This is a genomic window from Helicobacter sp., from assembly GCF_017502485.1.
GTDB lineage: Bacteria > Campylobacterota > Campylobacteria > Campylobacterales > Helicobacteraceae > Helicobacter_B.
The window spans coordinates 12,194-31,219 of the sequence record NZ_JAFVUX010000024.1; the positions used below are offsets into that span (position 1 = coordinate 12,194).

General features: G+C 42.8%; 24 protein-coding genes, 1 tRNA gene and 1 pseudogene. 4 read left to right on the forward strand and 22 right to left on the reverse strand.

What is annotated here, in order from left to right; all coding sequences use genetic code 11:
- Window positions 1–18: 18 nt before the first annotated feature.
- Window positions 19–825, reverse strand: coding sequence for a glycosyltransferase (locus IKB69_RS05340; RefSeq protein ID WP_290946909.1), 807 nt, complete (start codon window positions 823–825; stop codon window positions 19–21).
- The gene (locus IKB69_RS05345; RefSeq protein WP_290946912.1) at window positions 797–1,126 is read right to left on the reverse strand and encodes a glycosyltransferase; all 330 of its coding nucleotides are present in this window, start codon (window positions 1,124–1,126) and stop codon (window positions 797–799) included. Before IKB69_RS05345 ends, IKB69_RS05340 begins: the two co-directional genes overlap by 29 nt.
- An 82-nt stretch (window positions 1,127–1,208) precedes the next feature.
- Between IKB69_RS05345 and bioD the strand changes: the two genes are divergently transcribed.
- Window positions 1,209–1,889 carry an ATP-dependent dethiobiotin synthetase BioD gene (bioD, locus tag IKB69_RS05350; protein WP_290946914.1) on the forward strand — a complete coding sequence of 227 codons (681 nt, stop codon included), beginning with the start codon at window positions 1,209–1,211 and terminating at the stop codon, window positions 1,887–1,889.
- Between the two features lie 93 nt (window positions 1,890–1,982).
- Here bioD and rpsI read toward each other — a convergent pair whose 3' ends face one another.
- Window positions 1,983–2,372, reverse strand: a complete 390-nt coding sequence (rpsI, locus tag IKB69_RS05355; RefSeq protein ID WP_290946916.1) for a 30S ribosomal protein S9 — start codon at window positions 2,370–2,372, stop codon at window positions 1,983–1,985.
- 12 nt (window positions 2,373–2,384) lie between these two features.
- Window positions 2,385–2,804: a 50S ribosomal protein L13 gene (rplM, locus tag IKB69_RS05360; RefSeq protein ID WP_290947004.1), complete on the reverse strand. Its 420-nt coding sequence runs from the start codon at window positions 2,802–2,804 to the stop codon at window positions 2,385–2,387.
- A 300-nt stretch (window positions 2,805–3,104) separates the two neighbouring features.
- Here rplM and IKB69_RS05365 point away from each other — a divergent pair.
- Window positions 3,105–5,188: pseudogene (locus IKB69_RS05365) on the forward strand (DUF262 domain-containing protein).
- Between the two features lie 140 nt (window positions 5,189–5,328).
- On the opposite strand, the gene IKB69_RS05370 reads toward IKB69_RS05365, so the two are convergent.
- From IKB69_RS05370 to pyrH, 5 genes are all read right to left on the reverse strand, one after another.
- Window positions 5,329–6,585: a hypothetical protein gene (locus IKB69_RS05370; RefSeq protein ID WP_290946918.1), complete on the reverse strand. Its 1,257-nt coding sequence runs from the start codon at window positions 6,583–6,585 to the stop codon at window positions 5,329–5,331.
- Between the two features lie 29 nt (window positions 6,586–6,614).
- Window positions 6,615–6,773: a hypothetical protein gene (locus IKB69_RS05375; RefSeq protein WP_290946920.1), complete on the reverse strand. Its 159-nt coding sequence runs from the start codon at window positions 6,771–6,773 to the stop codon at window positions 6,615–6,617.
- A 144-nt stretch (window positions 6,774–6,917) separates the two neighbouring features.
- The gene (locus IKB69_RS05380; RefSeq protein WP_290946922.1) at window positions 6,918–7,229 is read right to left on the reverse strand and encodes a hypothetical protein; all 312 of its coding nucleotides are present in this window, start codon (window positions 7,227–7,229) and stop codon (window positions 6,918–6,920) included.
- A 79-nt stretch (window positions 7,230–7,308) separates the two neighbouring features.
- Entirely contained in the window at window positions 7,309–7,464 is a 156-nt protein-coding gene (locus IKB69_RS05385) for a hypothetical protein (RefSeq protein WP_290946924.1), read from the reverse strand.
- A gap of 186 nt (window positions 7,465–7,650) precedes the next feature.
- Window positions 7,651–8,364, reverse strand: a complete 714-nt coding sequence (gene pyrH / locus IKB69_RS05390) for a UMP kinase (protein ID WP_290946926.1) — start codon at window positions 8,362–8,364, stop codon at window positions 7,651–7,653.
- 158 nt (window positions 8,365–8,522) lie between these two features.
- On the opposite strand from pyrH, the gene IKB69_RS05395 reads away from it, so the two are divergent.
- Window positions 8,523–8,607: transfer RNA gene (locus IKB69_RS05395), tRNA-Leu, on the forward strand.
- A 74-nt stretch (window positions 8,608–8,681) separates the two neighbouring features.
- On the opposite strand, the gene IKB69_RS05400 is transcribed toward IKB69_RS05395, so the two are convergent.
- The 13 genes from IKB69_RS05400 to IKB69_RS05460 all read right to left on the reverse strand — a co-directional run bounded on the left by IKB69_RS05400 (window position 8,682) and on the right by IKB69_RS05460 (window position 17,569).
- Complete coding sequence (locus IKB69_RS05400) at window positions 8,682–9,050, reverse strand: hypothetical protein (RefSeq protein ID WP_290946928.1); 369 nt, start codon at window positions 9,048–9,050, stop codon at window positions 8,682–8,684.
- Window positions 9,050–9,427: a hypothetical protein gene (locus tag IKB69_RS05405; RefSeq protein WP_290946930.1), complete on the reverse strand. Its 378-nt coding sequence runs from the start codon at window positions 9,425–9,427 to the stop codon at window positions 9,050–9,052. The genes IKB69_RS05400 and IKB69_RS05405 overlap by 1 nt, the downstream gene beginning before the upstream one ends.
- 29 nt (window positions 9,428–9,456) lie before the next feature.
- On the reverse strand, window positions 9,457–9,828 hold the full coding sequence (locus IKB69_RS05410; RefSeq protein WP_290946932.1) for a hypothetical protein: 372 nt from the start codon (window positions 9,826–9,828) through the stop codon (window positions 9,457–9,459).
- A complete protein-coding gene (locus IKB69_RS05415) occupies window positions 9,829–10,593 on the reverse strand; it encodes a hypothetical protein (protein ID WP_290946935.1) in 765 nt (254 codons plus the stop codon).
- Between the two features lie 9 nt (window positions 10,594–10,602).
- Window positions 10,603–11,256 (reverse strand): hypothetical protein, encoded by a 654-nt coding sequence (locus IKB69_RS05420; protein WP_290946938.1) that lies wholly within the window; start codon window positions 11,254–11,256, stop codon window positions 10,603–10,605.
- A 124-nt stretch (window positions 11,257–11,380) separates the two neighbouring features.
- Window positions 11,381–11,581 (reverse strand): DUF4006 family protein, encoded by a 201-nt coding sequence (locus IKB69_RS05425; RefSeq protein WP_290946941.1) that lies wholly within the window; start codon window positions 11,579–11,581, stop codon window positions 11,381–11,383.
- 14 nt (window positions 11,582–11,595) lie between these two features.
- Window positions 11,596–12,471 carry a cytochrome-c oxidase, cbb3-type subunit III gene (gene ccoP / locus IKB69_RS05430; protein ID WP_290946944.1) on the reverse strand — a complete coding sequence of 292 codons (876 nt, stop codon included), beginning with the start codon at window positions 12,469–12,471 and terminating at the stop codon, window positions 11,596–11,598.
- Window positions 12,468–12,680 (reverse strand): cytochrome c oxidase, cbb3-type, CcoQ subunit, encoded by a 213-nt coding sequence (locus IKB69_RS05435; protein WP_290946947.1) that lies wholly within the window; start codon window positions 12,678–12,680, stop codon window positions 12,468–12,470. Before IKB69_RS05435 ends, ccoP begins: the two co-directional genes overlap by 4 nt.
- Window positions 12,681–12,690: 10 nt before the next feature.
- Complete coding sequence (gene ccoO / locus IKB69_RS05440; protein WP_290946950.1) at window positions 12,691–13,377, reverse strand: cytochrome-c oxidase, cbb3-type subunit II; 687 nt, start codon at window positions 13,375–13,377, stop codon at window positions 12,691–12,693.
- A gap of 10 nt (window positions 13,378–13,387) precedes the next feature.
- Complete coding sequence (gene ccoN / locus IKB69_RS05445) at window positions 13,388–14,854, reverse strand: cytochrome-c oxidase, cbb3-type subunit I (RefSeq protein ID WP_290946987.1); 1,467 nt, start codon at window positions 14,852–14,854, stop codon at window positions 13,388–13,390.
- Window positions 14,855–14,965: 111 nt separating this feature from the next.
- The gene (locus tag IKB69_RS05450; protein ID WP_290946990.1) at window positions 14,966–16,909 is read right to left on the reverse strand and encodes a primosomal protein N'; all 1,944 of its coding nucleotides are present in this window, start codon (window positions 16,907–16,909) and stop codon (window positions 14,966–14,968) included.
- Window positions 16,909–17,325: a hypothetical protein gene (locus IKB69_RS05455; protein WP_290946992.1), complete on the reverse strand. Its 417-nt coding sequence runs from the start codon at window positions 17,323–17,325 to the stop codon at window positions 16,909–16,911. The genes IKB69_RS05450 and IKB69_RS05455 overlap by 1 nt, the downstream gene beginning before the upstream one ends.
- Window positions 17,318–17,569 (reverse strand): hypothetical protein, encoded by a 252-nt coding sequence (locus IKB69_RS05460; RefSeq protein ID WP_290946995.1) that lies wholly within the window; start codon window positions 17,567–17,569, stop codon window positions 17,318–17,320. The genes IKB69_RS05455 and IKB69_RS05460 overlap by 8 nt, the downstream gene beginning before the upstream one ends.
- A gap of 81 nt (window positions 17,570–17,650) precedes the next feature.
- Here IKB69_RS05460 and IKB69_RS05465 point away from each other — a divergent pair.
- Window positions 17,651–19,026, forward strand: a 1,376-nt coding sequence (locus IKB69_RS05465) for a DEAD/DEAH box helicase family protein (protein ID WP_290946998.1), incomplete at its 3' end; no start/stop codon positions are given.

Sequence of the window (19,026 nt, forward strand, 5' to 3'; positions counted from 1 at the left end):
CATAGCTTTTAGCCACGCTTAGATAGATTCTTCTACAAAGTAGCGCGGACGCGCCTTACTCTCCTGATAGATCTTGCCAATATACTCACCAATGACTCCAAGACTTAGTAGCTGAATACCACTAAAAAAGCTTAGTGGTATTAGTGTAGAAGCCCAGCCATACACCGCCCAATCTGTGAAAAGTCGCACGCAAAGCACATACCCACCAAAAAATACGGAGAGCAAGAAAAACACAAAGCCCACTACACTCACAAGTCTAAGTGGCACGATAGAGAAGCTTGTGATACCATTCCACGCGAAAGAGAGCATTTTACGCAATGGGTATTTAGACTCTCCAGCTACACGATCTAAGCGATCATAGCGCACAACCCCACTAGGAAACCCTAGCAAAGGCACAATCCCTCGCAAAAACAAATTAACTTCCTTAAAGCTAGCAAGCGCACCGATTGCGCGAGCAGACAATAGGCGATAGTCCGCGTGGTTATAGACAATGCGCACCCCTAAAAACGCCATAACTTCATAGAATCCTTGCGCGCTTTTACGCTTAAACATTGTGTCTGTATCGCGACTTTTGCGCACGCCATAGACGACTTCCTTGCCTTGCTTAAAGGCTTTGATAAACTCATCAAACACACCAATATCATCTTGTAAATCTGCATCAATACTAATAGCACAAGCGCACCGGTGCCTTACGAAGTCTAGCCCTGCTAGCAGAGCGTTTTGATGCCCCACATTGCGCGAGAGCTTCAGTGCCTTTGTGCGTACTAAATGGTAAGCAGAGATGCTAGGTTCTAGCTTAGTAACGGGGGGGGGGGGGGAGATCATCGCGTGCTAGTGCGCTAGAACCTTGATTAAAAGTATCGCTAGATTCTAGCTTACTAGAATCTACAAGTGCGCAGAGTATTTTCCAAGTCTTATCCATACTCCCATCATCAACATAGCAGATAAAACTCTGCGCACTAATACTCCTAGAATCTATCAAGCTAGCAAGCTTGTGATTTAGTGCCTTGTGCGTGTGCTCTAGGACGGATTCTTCGTTATAGCAGGGCACAACCACTGCTACGATAGGCTCTTGTGCCGGCTGCAAGGCAACAGGCTCTTGGTAATCTTGTGGCACTGCTCTCATCTTTGCTCCTAAGGTCAAGAGATGCATTATAGCACAACCATTTGGCTTTTGATACAATGGCAGGTAGCTTAAGGAGAACATAATGGCACAATTCTATATCGCAGGTATCCACACCGACACGGGTAAAACACACTTTAGTGCGCTCTTTTGCAAGGCGTTTTCTTATGGGTATTTTAAGCTTATCCAAGCAGGGGAGATAGAGGACCGCGACTTTATCCGCAACTTTGTGCCAGAGTGTGAAGTATTTGACAATGGCATAAGCCTACGCACAGCAGCCTCACCACATATCGCTAGACTCTTAGAGCAGCGCGACTACAAGGGGATGCAAATCCCCATCCCAAATGCGCAAAATCTCATCATAGAGCTAGCAGGAGGGCTATTCACACCACTTGATGATAAGCAATGTAGCCTAGAGTATCTCTGCCAGAATCCAAAGCCTTGTATCCTTGTGGGGCGGTATTATCTAGGGTGTATTAATCATATCCTGCTAAGCACGCACGCTTTAAAATCACACAATATTCCACTACTCTGTGTAGCGATGATGGCAGATAGCTACGACAACAAAAGCGATAAGCCAAATAGCCATAAAAGCGGTGAAAAATGCAATGATGATTATATCGATGAGTTCTTACAAGAGCACAGTCTGCTACAAGGTGTACCACTTGTGCGCACACACTTTTTCACGCACGATAGCTTTGCAAGTGTGTCTCAAGATCTAGCCACAAGTCCAGCATTACTTAGAACACTTCAAGAGCTAGAGTAGAGCCAGCTCTTGCGCCACATAGCACTAGATTCTAAGAGTGCTACTGAAGCCAAGTGGCACGCCCAATACGCAAGCAAAAAAGCGCAGGAAAGCCTAGCGTTTGGAGAATTGTGGGCTTCGGCGTGCTTTTCTCTTCCCATATTTTTTGCGCTCAACCACTCGAGAATCGCGTGTAAGCAAGCCTTTAGGCTTCAAAATCGCGCGAAATGCCCTGTCGTATTCATTCAGTGCTTTGGAAATCCCATGACGCACAGCATCTGCCTGCGCAGAATACCCACCACCAAAGGCTTTAGCCACAATATCTACGGACTTTTCCTGCTTAGTTAGCACAAGAGGCTGAAGCACTTTCTTCTTAATCGCCTCGTGTCCGCCAAGCCACTCATTAAGCGTCATATCATTGACCACAAGCTTGCCACTACCATTACTTAGCCATACTTTTGCGATTGCTGTTTTTCTCTTCCCTGTTGCATACACTTTTGCCATTTTCTATGTCCTTTACTTGCTTTTTGAGATTTGAGCTGTGTGTGGGTACTCACTGCCTTGATAGACTTTAAGCTTCTTAATCATCGCCCTACCAAGCTTTGTTTTAGGTAGCATACCACGCACTGCTAGGTAGTAGAGCTTCTCTGGAGTTTTATTAAGCATTTCTTCTAAAGTCTTAGACTTTGTGCTGCCAAAATACCCAGAATGCGTGAAATACTCTTTATCCTGTAGCTTCACGCCGCTAAATTTTACTTTAGTCGCATTGATAATCACCACAAAGTCCCCACAATCGACATTGGGCGTGTAAATGGGCTTATGCTTACCGCGTAGCAGAGTCGCTACCTCGGTGATAAGTCGCCCAAATGTCTTGTCTGTCGCATCAATTAGATGCCACTCTCGCGTGATCTCGCTTGTTTTCATTGATCGTGTCATATTCATAAGATCTCCTTTAACTCTAATAGTTGCTTCGTGTTTGCAAGTGATGTGTGCTACAAATACGCACCACACGATTAAACAAGGCGTGATTCTAAGCTAGAAATACTTAAAATTTACTGAAATTGTGTGAAGTTTAAGCTTAGGCATTCTTTGTAAAAACGATCCCCGCAAAATAAACCAGCACAAGAAGCACTTAGATTCTAGCCTAGAATCTAGGATTTTTTAGGAATTTAAGCTGTTTTTTTTGATTTAATGCTTGGGCGGTAAGCGCAATTACTTTTTTAAGGAGTAGCCATAATGACAGCCCAGCCATCCACCATCAACGACTTTTTTGCCATAACAAATACGATGTTTTCTATCCCTGTATATCAGCGCAACTACACTTGGAGTAAAGATAACTGCGCTAAATTGCTAGAAGACATTATCAATATCTCTAAAAATGAGAAAACGCACTTTATGGGCTCTATCACTTATATTTTACATTTCATCGATGATGATGAAAAACAAAGCCTAAGAAAGCTGCAGGAGTTTGTCATCATCGATGGGCAACAGCGGATCACCACCCTAATGCTACTACTCAAAGCCATAGAAACAAAGACACAAGATGAGATTAGCAGGCTGCTTGGTCTCCCAAAGAAGCAGACAGAGACGCAGAAAAAACTCCGCCTAAAGCCCCTCAAGCGCGATAAAGAAGCCTTCGATCTTGTGATGCAAAATCGCTGGACAGAAATACAAGGCAAATCGCATATCAGGGAAAATTATAAATTTTTCTAAAAGAGCTTGATGACTATCTGCTCAAAGGATATAGCATAGAGGAGATTTATGGCGCGTTTTTGCGGCTTAAAATCGTTGGCATAGGCTTAGAGATAAGCGATGATGATCCACAAGTGGTGTTTGAGAGCATTAACGCCACAGGCGAGCCGCTAACAGGACTAGATCTTATACGAAACTACCTGATGATGGGGGAGAATTCTGCTAGACAGGAAGAGCTCTATAAAGAATATTGGATACCTTTAGAAGAGTGGCTTGGCATAAATGCAAAAGGTGAATCAAAAGAGCTAAACGACTTTATCCTAACTTATTTGCGCATTTACTATGAAGATAAGGTCAAAGAAGGAGAGCGCGAGATTTACCACAGCCTAAAAGCCCACCATAGAGAGCATTTCCCTGATGATATAGAAGCTCTTATGCGTGATATGCGCGAGTATGGCAGAATCTATCAAGTCTTTTTAGAAGGGCATCAATATGGGCTAGAGCAGCCTAATGCCACTGCACAGCAGCTAGCAAATCTACGCAAGCTCGTGGGTGTTTTAGTAAGCATTAAATTTGGTGTGGCAAAGCCCTTTGTCCTGCGCTTGGCAAGAGACTTTGAAGAAGACAGGCTAGATTATGAAAATTTCTATGAAATTTTACAAATCCTTATAAGCTACTATGTGCGCAGAAGTGTGTGTGGAGAGCCCACCCCTGTGCTTAATAGGATTCTATATAGCTTGTATAGTGAGCTAAATGGAGAGATTTCAGCTGATATGCTTAAGCGATATTTGGGCAAGAGATTTGGTAGAGGGATTTTCCCAAATGATGATCGCATTACAACGGCATTTACCACGCGCAATGCGTATTCACTAAAAAATATTTGTAAATTTATCTTGCTTGAGATAGAAAAGCTCAGTAATGCCGAGCCACCAAGAGAAGAAGAGCTACAAGTAGAGCATTTCTACCCACAGAGTGCTACGCAGGAATGGCGCGATATGGTAGGGGACTACTACACTTTTGAGCAAGATTATCTCAATAATTTTGGGAATCTAACCCTTACAGGGCAGAATCTAAAGCTTAGCAACAAGCCCTATGAGGAAAAGATAGAGCTAATGGAGAAAAATGGCTCGCTGCATTTAAATGACTATTTTATCAACAACACAGATTCTTGGGGGATAGATGAAATGCTAGCTAGGAGTGCGTATCTAGCGCAGAAATTTTGCGAAGTGGAGATGTTTAGAGATCTGCCTAAGAAATACCGCACAAGAGAGCTTAGCAAAAGCCTTGATGATGACCTAACTTTCCAGAAATTCTCAAGCATAACACTCCCCAATGGGCAAAGACACTTTGTAAGAAACGCTAACTACCTAGCAAAATCTGCCATAGAGTATTTGCTAGAAAATGCTAGAGAAGCCTTTGAGAGCTATACGAGCGATGAGCTGCCTAGCTGTATCTACCGGGATAGTAGCAAAGCCTCCGCAAGGAGAAGAGATGGCACGCTTGTCGTGCCTTTTGACAAGGCTGGATTCTACTTTGTAAGCAATGCGGCTCTAAGAGATGTGGGCAAGAATCTTAAAAGGCTCATAATAGGCTGCGGACTCAACCCTAGGGAGTTTATCATAAAGTAGATTCTAGCTAGAATCTACTTTATGCGTTTTGCGTTGGCTCTGTGGATTGCTTCACAGATAAATCCGCTCGCAATGACAAAGAAAAGCTAGAATCTAAGCAAAGCTAATAGCGCGCTAGAATCTAGCTTGCTAGATTCTAGCTAGCGCAGTGTGGAGCGCAGCTTATCGCACGCGCCATTTTCGCCATTCTCACAGGCTTGGTAGTAGTAGATCTGCGCTTTTTGCCTGTCTTTTCCAGCCCCCTTGCCTAGCCAAAATGCATCGCCTGCTTTAGAGCAGCTAGCATAGCTATTTAGGCGTAGTCTATCTACATAGCCCGCGCGCTCAATCTCAAGCAAATCACACGCCTTTTTATAGAGCTGGACTTGCTCAACGCTTCCTTTAGATTCTAGCCCTTTTGACTTGGTAGATTCTAGCTCAGCTAGCACAGCACAGCTCTTGCTATCATCACGCGCGCAAGCAAGCTCGGCTGCCGCACGCAGACTATCTCTATACTGCTTGGGATTATCATAGACTTTGCCATAAGAGCGCATAAGTGTCCTGCACGCGAGATTTGAGCCATCTTTGCACACCTTTTCAAACTGCGCTAAATCCGCCTTTGTCAGCTTGCCATCTTTATAAATCACCTTTGGCATAAAGCTCTTTTGCACTTCTAGGATTTCATTTGCCCTTGTTTCATCACAGCCATCTAGCAGGTATTCTAGCGGCGCACACACACTTGCTATAAGCTCTTTAGCAGAGCTTGTTAGCTTGGCTGCTTCATAGTCTTTAGCGCGAGCGATAAGCCCTAGGCAGCCTAGCTCCTCTCCACGCGCGCAGGATTTCTGCAAAAAGGGCAGCGAGCCGGCTAGATCACGCGGAAGCGATGAGACATCAAGCCCCCTGCTCACAAAGCTCTTGATCTGCTCTTGCCTTAGCGCAAGTAGCTCACCAGCCATAGCACACAAGCCACTATTCTCTAGCTCACAGCCCCTTTTGCTAGATTCTAGCACTTCTGCAATGCCTACTTTGCTCCCTTTAGCCTTGTCTTTGCTTACACTCTGCCCTGATAGCACTAGCTCGCTAAACATCGCGCAAGACTCCCCCACCCCTGCCTTGCAGTTTGCTAGCAAAAGGCTTAGATCTTTTGTGTGAGTCGCGGTGATTTGGCACGCTTTTATGCTGCCCTTTTGGCATAGCTCGCTGATTTTTTCACTTGAAAGCTTGCTGAAGTCTTGCAAATCAAGCGCGAATGTTTTGGATTGTATGCGCGCTAGGATCGCTTGCTGCTTGGGAGATAGGGTAGAATCTATGGGCATTGAAGCAGGTGGCACCGAGTCTTGTAAAGACTTTTGCGCGCTTTTTTGGAGCGTTTGACATATCGCGCTGGTATTTGTGGGGCTTGGGATTAGGCGCAAATGTGCCTTATCTTGCTCATAGTATAGCTCTAAGCAGTTCTGCCTATCTTGCAGGAAAAGACTCGCTCTCCTGTTACCATATCTGGCAAATCACTTTGTGCTATATACGCGCTTTGCTCGCAGAGCTTTTGAGCTTGCTTTGGCAAAATAGCAGAATCTAGGCAGGGAGCAAGCCCAACTTGTGCCATAGATTCTAGGATCTGCTTGGCTTTGCTTTTTTGAGTATAGAGGCGCAAGAGATATTTAGCGCGGTAGAGCCTGGAGAGATACTCGTGCGTAAAATGCCCTAGAAATGTCCCAAGCCACGCATTATCCTCAAAGCCTTGCAGCTCTTATATCAGCGGCTCAAGCTCTTTGCTAGGATAGGCGCGCAAGCTCTCAAAGCCCAAGCCCTTGAATAGCTCGCCAGAATCTTGACTATTAGCAACTAGAGCAAAAAGCAAGAAGCCTTGCATACCATATCGCAAGACTTCTTGCAGCTGCGGATCTTTGCTTTGAAGCGAGCGGAAAGTATTGGCAAGGTTAAATAGCTCGCTCTCGTGCCCGCAGCCCCCGCTGACACAAACCTTTGTCGGCTTATAGCTGCTAAGAAAGTGGAAAAACTCTCCCTCAAAGCTTAGGATAAAGGTATTTTGCTCTGCCAAAAAGCTCTACCAAGAAAGCTCTATTTTTGCGTGCGCACTCTTGGCTTGGCACAACGATTTTAGATTCTACTGCGGAATCCTAAGAAAACAGCCAAACCACCATTACGCGCATATACTCACGGCAAAGCGCAAATGCCACGCGCAAAAACACTTCATAGGCTTTGATGAAGTGTTTTTGCTCCTGTGTTGTTGCAAGCTTTTGTAAATGCGTAATCGCGGGAGAAATTTTCTCCACATACTACGCACTTAGATCCTACAATCACGCCTGTGGTGTCTTGCTAAGTGGAGACAGTAGCTTGGGACTTGTTGCAGTTGTATCTGCTTTACTCTGCTTAGATTCTAGCACTAAAAGCGCGAAATACTTAAGCTTATGGGGTATTTGTCATAGAGAGAGCGCATCATCTTAATATATCGCCTAAGATTATCGCACGACAGAAAACACACCCTTACCATCACGCACGATTTCAAGGAGATTTCCTGCTTTAAACATATTGCAGACAATAATAGGGAGACGATTATCCTTAGCTAGGGCGATTGCTGTATCATCCATCACTTTGATATTTTCAGCCAATGCCGCGTCATAGGAAATAGTATCAAGTCGCTTGGCTTCAGGATATTTCTTGGGGTCTTTGTCATACACCCCATCAACCTTAGTCGCCTTAATCACATAATCCGCCCCTATCTCTACCGCACGGAGCGTGGCTGTCGTATCTGTGGTGAAAAATGGATTCCCTGTGCCAGCGGCAAAAATCACCACGCGCCCTTTTTCTAAATGCCGAATAGCGCGGCGGTAAATATAGCTCTCGCAAATTTCTTTAATCTCAATCGCACTTTGCACCCGCACATCAACACCACTATGCTCTAGGGCTTCTTGCATAGCCACGGCATTGATCACCGTGGCTAACATACCCATATAATCCCCACTTGTGCGGCGGATCACCCCGCCTTGTGCAGCACTCACTCCGCGGATAATATTCCCCCCGCCAATAACAATGCCCACTTCTATCTCAGCTTCTAGTAGCGAAGCGATTTCCTCTGCGATGTAGCTAAGGATTTTAGGCTCAATCCCAAAACCATTTTCCCCAGCCAATGCCTCTCCAGAAAACTTCACCAAAACGCGCTTCTTCTTTTCCATTATTATCCTTTTAAAGTTTGGTGAGATTATAAACTTTTAATATAACAAAGAGATAAATCACGCCAAGCCACACTCAGAATCTAACACGCGCAACCAGCCCTTGAAGTCGTATTTTCAGCTACTTTTAAACATTATAGATTATAATGCCCATTTTACTTGCGGAAGTGGCGAAACTGGCAGACGCACCAGACTTAGGATCTGGCGCCGCAAGGCATGGAGGTTCAAGTCCTCTCTTCCGCACCATTTTTAACCCCCCCCCATCTACAAGCGCTTAACACTAGAACATATCCGCATATTCCGCTAAGACCAGCTCTGTGCTATGGTATAATCAATTCTTTCGTGCTACGGATAGTTTGCCCTGTGCGACGATTTATGGCTTCAACATACATAACCACCCTGTGCCCAATGATCTCAAACCCGCCACTATAATCAGCATCTAGCACAAAATCCCCAGAAGTAATGTGCGAGGTAAGGCAGATTCTAGCTACCTGCTCTAGTGAGCGTAGATACAAAGCAGACTGAAATCGTATATGCGAATTTGTCAGCCTATCTAGCGTAATGCCCGTACTTGTACGGAGACTTGTGAGAAAAAAGCTAACGAGCAGTAAAAACATAGTTGCATAGAGCAGGGCATAAGCTTTCAATGCCCTAGGCGCGGAGTGTGAGCTAGGCTTTGCTGGTTGCATTAGCGTAGCCAGCCTACACGATTGATACAAAAAGCTTCGCCACCAAGATTTGTGCATACATCTATGCTAAAGGCACTATTAGGCAAAGTCTTTACATCAAACCTCGTAATATCTTGTGCTAATAATACACCATCAAGTAATAGCGCGTCTCCTTGCAAGCTAATCGTATGCGATGCGCTCTGCAGTGTAGAATCTATAAAAACAAAGCTAGATTCCATCTCTAGGTGATTGCGTACAACATCTGCAGCATTGGATAGCGAGATTTGCGCAAGACTTACACTAGTCTTTACGATAGAGTGTCGATGAAGTGACAAAGTGACTTGAACTAATGCGATAGAAACAAGCGACAAAATCACAATGCCAAATACAAGCTCCATTAGCACAAACGCTTTTGCAGTACTGGATACTACGGAAACTTTGGCTTGTCGCATACTCGTGGGACAAAAAGCTTAAAAGTGCTTTGAGACTGAGTGGTACTAAACAACTCACCCTCACAAAACAATCCATCTTTACCGAGAATAATATGCGACTTTGGAGCGATTTTAGATTCTAGCTCTTGAAGTGCTTTCTCCTGCACGATGTCTAGCTCAGCTATGGGTAGCTCACCACTTGCAAACCTAGAGAGATAAAACTGCGCTAGAATCCCAAACGCCACCCCAATGACAACAAGCGCAAACACGATCTCTAGCATCACAAACGCACGAGAACGGCGTGCAGAATAGAGAGAAACACACGCCATCATCGCACAAATACTAGAGCGCATCTTAGATTCTAGCATCTATTGTAGCTTTGGCATACTAAAGAACTCTTTTTCCAGCACAACAAAGAGATCCTTACAGCAATCCTGCGTGCTTTGCGCGGATCGCGGTGCTGGATTTTGCTTGGCTGTAATCTGCAATGAGATAATCCAGCGTCCTTCTGCCTCTATCTCAAATGATGGGCTTACAAACACTTGCTCTTTGGTATCAAATATCATCTTTCCTATTGGAATTTGCGCGCCCTTATGTTCTGGAATGCGCTTTACAAATGACCCATATTTAGTATCATAAATGTAAATATCTTGAGCTTTAATATCGCCTATTTTTTGGATAAAAATCTCGATACTAAGCTCTGGCAAGGCTTGGGATTTATTATCAATTTTATCGGCAAGCAAGTAAATTGTATTAAGCGTTTTAGTGAGCAAGATGTTTGGTGAATGATCTTCTTGTTTATCCCTATGTGGAGAGCGTAAATACGGGGAATTTGGCTTTAGCACACTATCTTTTGTGGGCTTGAGATTTGCCTGAATATAAAAATCATAATGCTCTTGCAATGCACTTGTGTCCTCAAGTAATTGATTAATCATCATATCTGTATCAGAATGCTTTTGAAAAAATGGACGATCATCATACACTGGGTGTTTTACAGAAATATATACAGAGATACAAATCAAAATGATGCCAATAAAAATAGCAAGCAAAATGCCATATGGCCACAAGTTTCTCGGCTTTTTTTGTGTGGCACTAGAATCTTGGACAGAATTATTTGAAATATTTACTCCCATATAGAATCCTTATGAAGAAGATTTACGAGAAAAATACGTAAGTGCGAAAAGCCCCAGCAAAATCAGTACCATAGCATACATAATAAAACGCACAAAAGAGCGCACGCCCTGCTCGTTTGTGCTGATATTGTGCTCAAATTTTACAGCATATTGACTAGCAATTATGTCAGCAATCTCAGCATAGCCATTAAGCAAAATCGCTGAGAGACGCTGCGGTGTAATGTCTTGCTCTTTTTCTGGGATAAGCGGTGCCATATAATCAAAATACACGGAATCCAACACTTTTGCACCAAGAAATGTCTGCAAACTGCTACTACTAGTAAGATCAAATTTCCGCTCTTGCACAAATAGCGAAATAACAACATAGGGCTGCTGAAGTTGCGCATAAACTATCGACTGATATTCTTTGCGCGCTTGCTTTGTTGGATATTTTGGGGAGATAGCAATATCATCAATAATATCAACATATACTCTAATGTCAGTCTTTTGAAAAATCTCTGCTGAAAGAAGCTGTATTAGCTCCTGTGTCTTTGGCACAAGAACTCCGTGTGTATTGCCGATAACATAGCCATTGAGGGATCGGCTACTACCATCGGCATATAGTAATACAGAAGCAAAACATAGCGCAAATAATAAAGCAAATCGTTTAAATAATAGCTTCAAGCCATTCCTTACACTAGATGTAAAAGCCCATCAGGAATAAAAGCAATCATAATAGACACAACACCCAAAACAACTAACAACGCACCCAATAATTTTTCTGTTGCTGTAAACATAGAACTCTCCTTTATTGTGCATCTTGGAAGAAATTTTTATTTTCCACACTTTGTGCTTTAATGTCTCTGTAGTCTTTAAACTCATAATAATTCTGCGCATTTGCACTTTGGACACTCACTGCCAAGAAACCAAAGACTATGGCAAGCAAAACAACAAGCAAAACCGCCACCAAATACCCCAAAAGCCCATTCACACCAAATAGTCCATTCATCACTTACTCCTTAATTAGTCATTCACTGCCAAAGAGCTAATATAAGCAGCTAATGCTTCTACTTGTCTTTCGCTAAAGTTTGCATAGCTGAAAGAAGGCATTTTACCTATAAAGCCTTTCTTACCATTTTTCAAAACCTGCTCAACAAGCACATAATCCCCATAGGAATTAAGGTCAGAAGCAAAGCCTTCTATACCATTTGCATTACCACTTCCATCATTAGCGTGGCAAGTAGCACAAACATTTTGATAAACAGCTTTTCCAGCCTCCACATCAGCTTGTGAGTATTTAGTAGATTTGCTAGGCGAAAAAGTTTTCATAACATAGGCTGCGACCTGTCGCTTTTCATCATCGCTAGTAAGTAATCCAGGAGGCATATCCCCAGCAATGTAATTAAGCCCCTTGCTTCCCATTTCTATGGTATGGATAATGCCTTCTTCCTTGCCCCAAGCACGAAGGTTTTGCGCTTGACCATTGATACCTTCAGCATTAAGTCCATGGCATTGTGAACACTGCACTAGGAAAATCCCCTCACCCATAGCAATCTTATCTTGTGGTGTAAGATTTTGCCACTGCTGCTCAAACTTCTCATTGCTAGCTTTAACTTCTTCATTATACTGTCCAATTTGCGAAAAACTCTTAAGAGGATAGCCAAAAAACATATACCAAAATCCCCAAATGATGACCAAGATAAAGATTACAAGCCACCCAATAGGAATGTCATTTTTATACTCTTTAATACCATCCCAATTGTGTTCTGTCAGCTCACCATCATTTTCCGCTGTCTTCATTTTCTTAACATAAAAACCAACCACATAAATAGTAATCACCAAGATCGCCACTGCGCCCAATAAACCGATTACATTGACGCTATCACTCAACCAATTCATCTCTGCTCCTTTTGTGTAATTCTAGGCTCTACAAGATCATCGTGCAGGTCATCACGCACAGCCAACTCACCATACTTCTCATAATCGCGTATTCCGTGTTTTTGCCGACTCCACATAGAAACCGCATAAGAATACAAAAATACAATAAGAATAACTGTTACGACAAAATACACACCCACTCGTAGATACTCTATAGTCTCTGCGCTCATACCAAACCACCTACTTTGTTCTTCGCTCTTGCCCTAAACTATTAAGGTAGGCTATTAATGCCACGATCTCTTTCACTTCGCCTTTTTCCAAAGCTTCTTTTATCTCTTGAGACTTCATATCATCAACAATCGCTTGGGCTTCTTGTAAATAGATTTTCTTTGCTTCTTTTATATCTGCTCCAATAGCAACGCCACCCTCAGTATTATATGGCACGCCAAAAACCTTCATCTGCGTATATGCCTCCGCATAAGCCGTATCAAAGTCTGTATCCTTAGCATATAGATGCTTATAAGCTGGCATTATAGAAGCTGGGACAACACTTTTTGGGTCTAACATATGCTTTTCGTGCCAATCAGTTGTCCTGCTATCACCAATTCTATGGAGATCTGGACCTGTGCGCTTAGATCCCCATAGAAATGGGCGGTCATAAGCATACTCACCACTGATGCTTGCCATACCATAACGATCAGTTTCAGCTTGAAACGGACGAATAAGCTGCGAGTGGCAATTGTAACAACCCTCATTTATATACACCTGACGCCCTGCTGTTTCCAGCAAAGAATAAGGTTTAAGTCCAACAATTGGTCGAGAAGACTTAGAAAAATCTGGCAAAATCTCCACAAGCCCAGCAATAGAAAACACGATCAAAAACACTACCGTGAAAAAGAATGGATTTTTTTCCAACCAACTAAACATAGATTCCTCCTTATGCAGCCATAGGTGAAGCAGATTTAGGCTCACTCTCTAGTTGTCTTGCTGCTGTTATAGTCATTACAACATTGTAGATAAACATTACAAAGCCCACTAGATACATTGTCCCGCCGATTGCCCTTATTAAGTAGTAAGGGAAGAGCACGCTCACTGTATCGATAAACTGGTAAGCAAGATAGCCATTTTGATCCACATCTCTCCACATCATTCCTTGTGTGATACCAGCGATCCACATACTAGAGAAGTAGAACACGATTCCTATTGTCATAATCCAAAATTGCATATCCATAATCTTGCGTGAATAAATCTCTCGCTTATACATTCTAGGAAGCATATGATAAGAAGCGGCAATAATAGTGAATCCTACCCAGCCCAATACACCATCATGCACATGCCCAACAATCCAATCTGTAAAGTGTGCAAGGGCATTGACAGACTTAATTGATTGAATTGGACCTTCAAGTGTGGAGAGCATATAGAATGTAGCAGCCAACATAAGAAATTTTATCAATGGCGATTCTTTAAGCTGATGCCACTGCCCACGCATAGTAAGTAGCATATTAACTGCTGTTCCCCAAGAAGGCAGAATCAAGATCACAGAAAACACCATACCGAGCGTTTGCACCCAATCAGGAACAGTCGAGTAAATAACATGGTGTCCGCCCGCCCAAATATAGATAAACATCAAGCTCCAAAACGAAAACAGCGTAAGCTTGTAAGAAAAAATACTCTGTCCAGATTCTTTTGGTAAAAAGTAGTAAATCACACCAATAATCCCAGAAGTGAAAACAAATGCCACAGCATTATGCCCCCACCACCACTGAATAAGCGCATCATTGCTACCTGCATAGAGCGAAATTGAGTGCCAGATACTTCCTGTCCCAGCGACAAAGTAAGTAGGGATAGCAAGGTTATTAAAGATGAAAAGCACAGCAATAGCAGTAAAAGTAGCGATAAAATACCACAAAGAGATATAGATCACATTTTCTCTACGCACACCCATAGAGCCAAACATACTAACACCCCAAAGCACCCATACCACAACCACAAGCAAGTCAAGTGGCCAAGCTAGCTCTGCATACTCCTTAGACTGCGTAATCCCAGCAAATAGAGTAATGACTGCCAAAACAAGCAACAAAATATAAATCCAAAAATGTGCCAACCCAACAAACTTCAAAAATGGGTGTTGATGGTAGGTGATTTTAAGTACTCTTTGTCCCAAATAATACCAAGCCGCCCAAATCCCACTTAGTGTGAAACCATAAATAATGCCATTTGTGTGCAACGGTCGCAATCTACCAAATATGCCATACTCGCCAGCAAGATAATTTAGATCTGGAAACGCCAACTGAAACGAAAGTACCACACCAATGAGCATACCAATAAACCCAAATGCCAAGGTGGAGTATAAAAACAACTTTGCTATAGAATAATCATATTCTAAGACCGCATCACTCTGCATTTTCTCTCCTTTTTGTAAGAAATTGGGGCTATTCTAGCTTACTTTTCCCTTTTGTAGTCTTAAATTTTGCTTTTTGCTAGGGAAATTAATCTTTGATTAACCAAATTATCCTTACAGAGTATCAATACAATCTATATCTACTTCTATTTCACCAAGATTCTCCATAGCACGCAGTATATCACTATGTTTTTGCGCAGTTAGCAAGATATGAAACCGCCATTTATCTGCTATACGCTCAATCGCATTTGCTCCATATCCTAGCACCTCAACACTATCTCCAGCTTGCTTCTGCAAGACTCGCAAAATCGCAAGCATACTCTCCTGTGCTTTTGCCTTAGAGCGATGATTACAATGGATCATCGCAAGCCGTCTAAAAGGTGGATAGGAAGATGATCGATATGCAAGCTCCCACTGCAAAAACACTTCATAGTCATCTAAAAACCCCTTAAGCCACTCACTCTGTAAGCTTTGTATAAATACTTTTCCGCTCTCCTTGCGCCCAGCACGCCCAGCAATCTGGTGCAAAAGTGCCACACCACGCTCAAAGCTACGAAAATCCCCACCTTGTAGCACATAATCAATACCAATCACGCACGCAAGCGCGACATTATGATAGTCGTGCCCCTTGCTTAACATTTGCGTGCCTACAAGAATATCAATCTCCCCAGATTTAAACGCACTAAGCATAGTAGCAAGCTTAGTTTGTGTGGTGATATGATCCCTATCAAATACCCCTATACACGCTAAAGGATAAAGCTCTTGTAGTTGCGTGGCAACTTGTGCTGTGCCAATACGCTTGCTTGAGAGATTTTCACCACTACACTTAGGGCAAAGACTAGGTAGAATCTCCCTATAATCACAATAATGACAACACAGAGCATTGCGAGAGAGATGCACACTCATATTGACACTGCAAAATGGGCAAACAAATCCATAGCCGCACTCCAAGCATAATAATGCCTTAAAATTTGCACGAGTAGGAACAAACACGATAACCTGCCGTTTTTGTGCGAGCGCGACTTGTATGTGATGTTTTAGCATATCAGTTAGTGAGGCTTGAGTAGATTCTAGGATAAATTGCCTATGGGCTTGGTAGAATCCGCCTTTTAATCTATACAAATACCCCTCATCGCGCGCGATCTTATAGCTTGTAAGACTTGGAGTAGCAGAACCCAGTATAGCCTTAACACCCGCGTGCCTACTTAACAAAACTGCCAAATCACGCGCATTATACCTAGGGCTACTCATCGATTTATAAGCATCATCATGCTCTTCATCGACAATCACCACCCCCAAGTTTGCAAGCGGTAAAAATAGTGCGCTGCGTGCGCCTGCGATGATTTTTATCTGCTGATTATATAAGCCTTGTAGAATTTCTTTCTTTTTACGTGGAGCAACCTTACTGTGCCAGAGTGCTACACAATCCCCAAACACCGCCTGCAATCTCGCTAAAGTCTGTGGAGTTAGAGCAATTTCTGGCATAAGAAACAGCACAGTCTTATCCGCACACAGAGCGCGCGCTATGGCGTGGAAGTAAATTTCTGTTTTCCCACTACCTGTATCACCAAAAAGTAAGCTTAAAGGCTTAGATTCTATAAATGCATAGGCTTTTGCTTGAGCGGGACTTAGTGCGGGAAGCTTGGAAGAGATTTGCTGCTTTTGTGCGTGATTGAATCTAGCATGCAAGGGCATATCACAAAATCTCAAAGCTCCACTTGATAAAGGGTTTAGATTCTGTTTTGATGGTACTACTAACGCAAGTGTATGAGTGTGCGCAAATGCGATAAAAAGCTTGTAAGCCTCTGGCAAACTTACACGATAATAGTAAGCAATAAAGCGTGCTAAAAATCGCTGCACGCTTCCAAAATATCCCCGCGTATCTATGATATTTTTACAAGTAAAATCTGGTGCTTGTGCTTGTGCAACCACTACGCCATCATAGACTTTCTTGCGGATTTGTATGCCTACAAGTGTGCCCACTGCAAGGGGTTTTGGCGCAGTGTAAGTAAGCGAAGGCGAGCGCACCCCAAGTGGTGCGATATGGTAAAAAAACATTATGCCGTGGTGTCTTTTTGCGTAAGTGGGGATTCTTGTCTTTGTGGCAGCAGATCAAATAAATTAGAGGTATGTTGCTCTTCTTGAATAAAAGTAGATTCTAGGTTTGGAGTAAGCCTATCGCCGGACTTGCTAGAGTCCGAATCTAGTGAGCAATTATCTAGCGCATTTTGCGTAGATGCTAGCAAAGCATATCTTTGCATACTTAAATCAATCCTAGAATCTACTTCTTGGATTTTAGATTCTAGCTCGCACTTTTTATGCACGACATCTAAATACGCGCGCAAAAGTGTGAGCAGATCTGTATTACTATGCGCAAAAAGCTTTCGTATCTCCGCTCCAGCTTGCTCATTATAACCCTTAAGCGATATGCCAAAATCCCGCCCAGAAATACGCACTTCTAGCTGCTCACTCATTATTGACTCCACTAGACTCTTGCCTACTATCAAGCGTAGTGGAAATTTTGTTATAGAGAGATTCTACGGCGCGATCGCGATTGCCTATCTCTTCATAAAGTGCAGAAATCTGCAAGTCTTTTTGACTAGATTCTGCGCGTAAAGTTGCTAGCTCCTTACGCACGGATTCTAGCTCACTTACTATACTTTCATATGAGCTAAGTAAGGCTATGATCTTATCTTCAAGTTGGGTGATTGATGCCATTTTAATATTCCTTAGGAAGTGTGTTGTCACAAGCCACATTGGCTATAATTGTAGCCAAATTTTTCACAAAGGCTACCGCAAATGGCGCAATTTCTCCTACATTCACCCTACTCTCCAGCAGGAGACCAGCCCCAAGCTATTGAAAAAATCGTAGATTCTATTATAAATGGTGCAAGGTATTCCACGCTTGTGGGCGTTACAGGCAGTGGCAAAACCTACACTATGGCAAATATCATCGCCAAGCTTAATCTCCCCACACTCATTATGACGCATAATAAAACCCTAGCCGCACAACTTTATAGTGAATTTAAGGGATTTTTTCCAAAAAATAAGGTGGAGTATTTTATCAGCCACTTTGATTACTATCAACCAGAGGCATATATCCCACGCCGCGATTTGTTTATAGAAAAAGATTCTAGTATCAATGATGAATTAGAGCGTTTAAGGCTTTCAGCCACAACTTCACTGCTAGCCTATGACGATGTGATTGTAGTAGCTTCAGTATCGGCAAACTATGGGCTAGGCAACCCACAAGAATACTTAACAATGATAGAAAAGCTAGAAGTTGGACAGGAGCGAAGCTACCAAAGCTTGCTGACAAAGCTTGTAGATATGGGCTATACACGCAATGATGTAGTATTTGAGCGTGGCAACTTCCGCGTAAATGGGGAGAGCATCGATGTCTTTCCGGCATATAATGAGAGAGAATTTGTTCGTGTGGAGTTTTTTGGTGATGAGATAGAATCCATTGGCGTATGGGATGAACTAGAGCGGGTAAAAATCCGCGACACACAAAGTATCGTACTCTATGCAGCAAATCAATTCATCGTCGGAGCAAATCGCTTGCAGCAAGCTTTAGCGGATATTGAAGCCGAGCTAGATTCTAGACTTGTGGAGTTTGAAACAGCAGACAAAATGGTGGAATATTCAAGGCTTAAAGGACGCACGGAGTTTGATTTGGAAATGATAAGAGAATCTGGAATCTGCAAGGGGATTGAAAACTACGCTAGACATCTCACAGGCAAAGCCCCGGGCGAGACGCCTTACTCCTTGCTAGATTATTTTGAGCAAAAGGGAAAGCCCTATTTGATTATCGTTGATGAATCTCATGTGAGCTTACCACAATTTGGTGGAATGTATGCGGGAGATAGAAGCCGTAAAGAAGTGCTTGTAGAATATGGCTTTAGACTGCCTAGTGCGCTAGATAATCGTCCCTTGCGTTTTGATGAGTTTATTAACAAAGCTCCACATTTTCTCTTTGTCTCTGCCACTCCTGCAAAGCTAGAATTAGAGCTTAGTCAAAGTCATATTGCTGAGCAAATTATCCGCCCAACAGGGCTACTTGATCCACTCTATGAAGTGCGAGATAGTGATAATCAAGTGCTTGATTTATACGATGAGATACAGCTTAGAGTAACTAAAAATGAGCGAGTGCTTATCACTACACTCACTAAAAA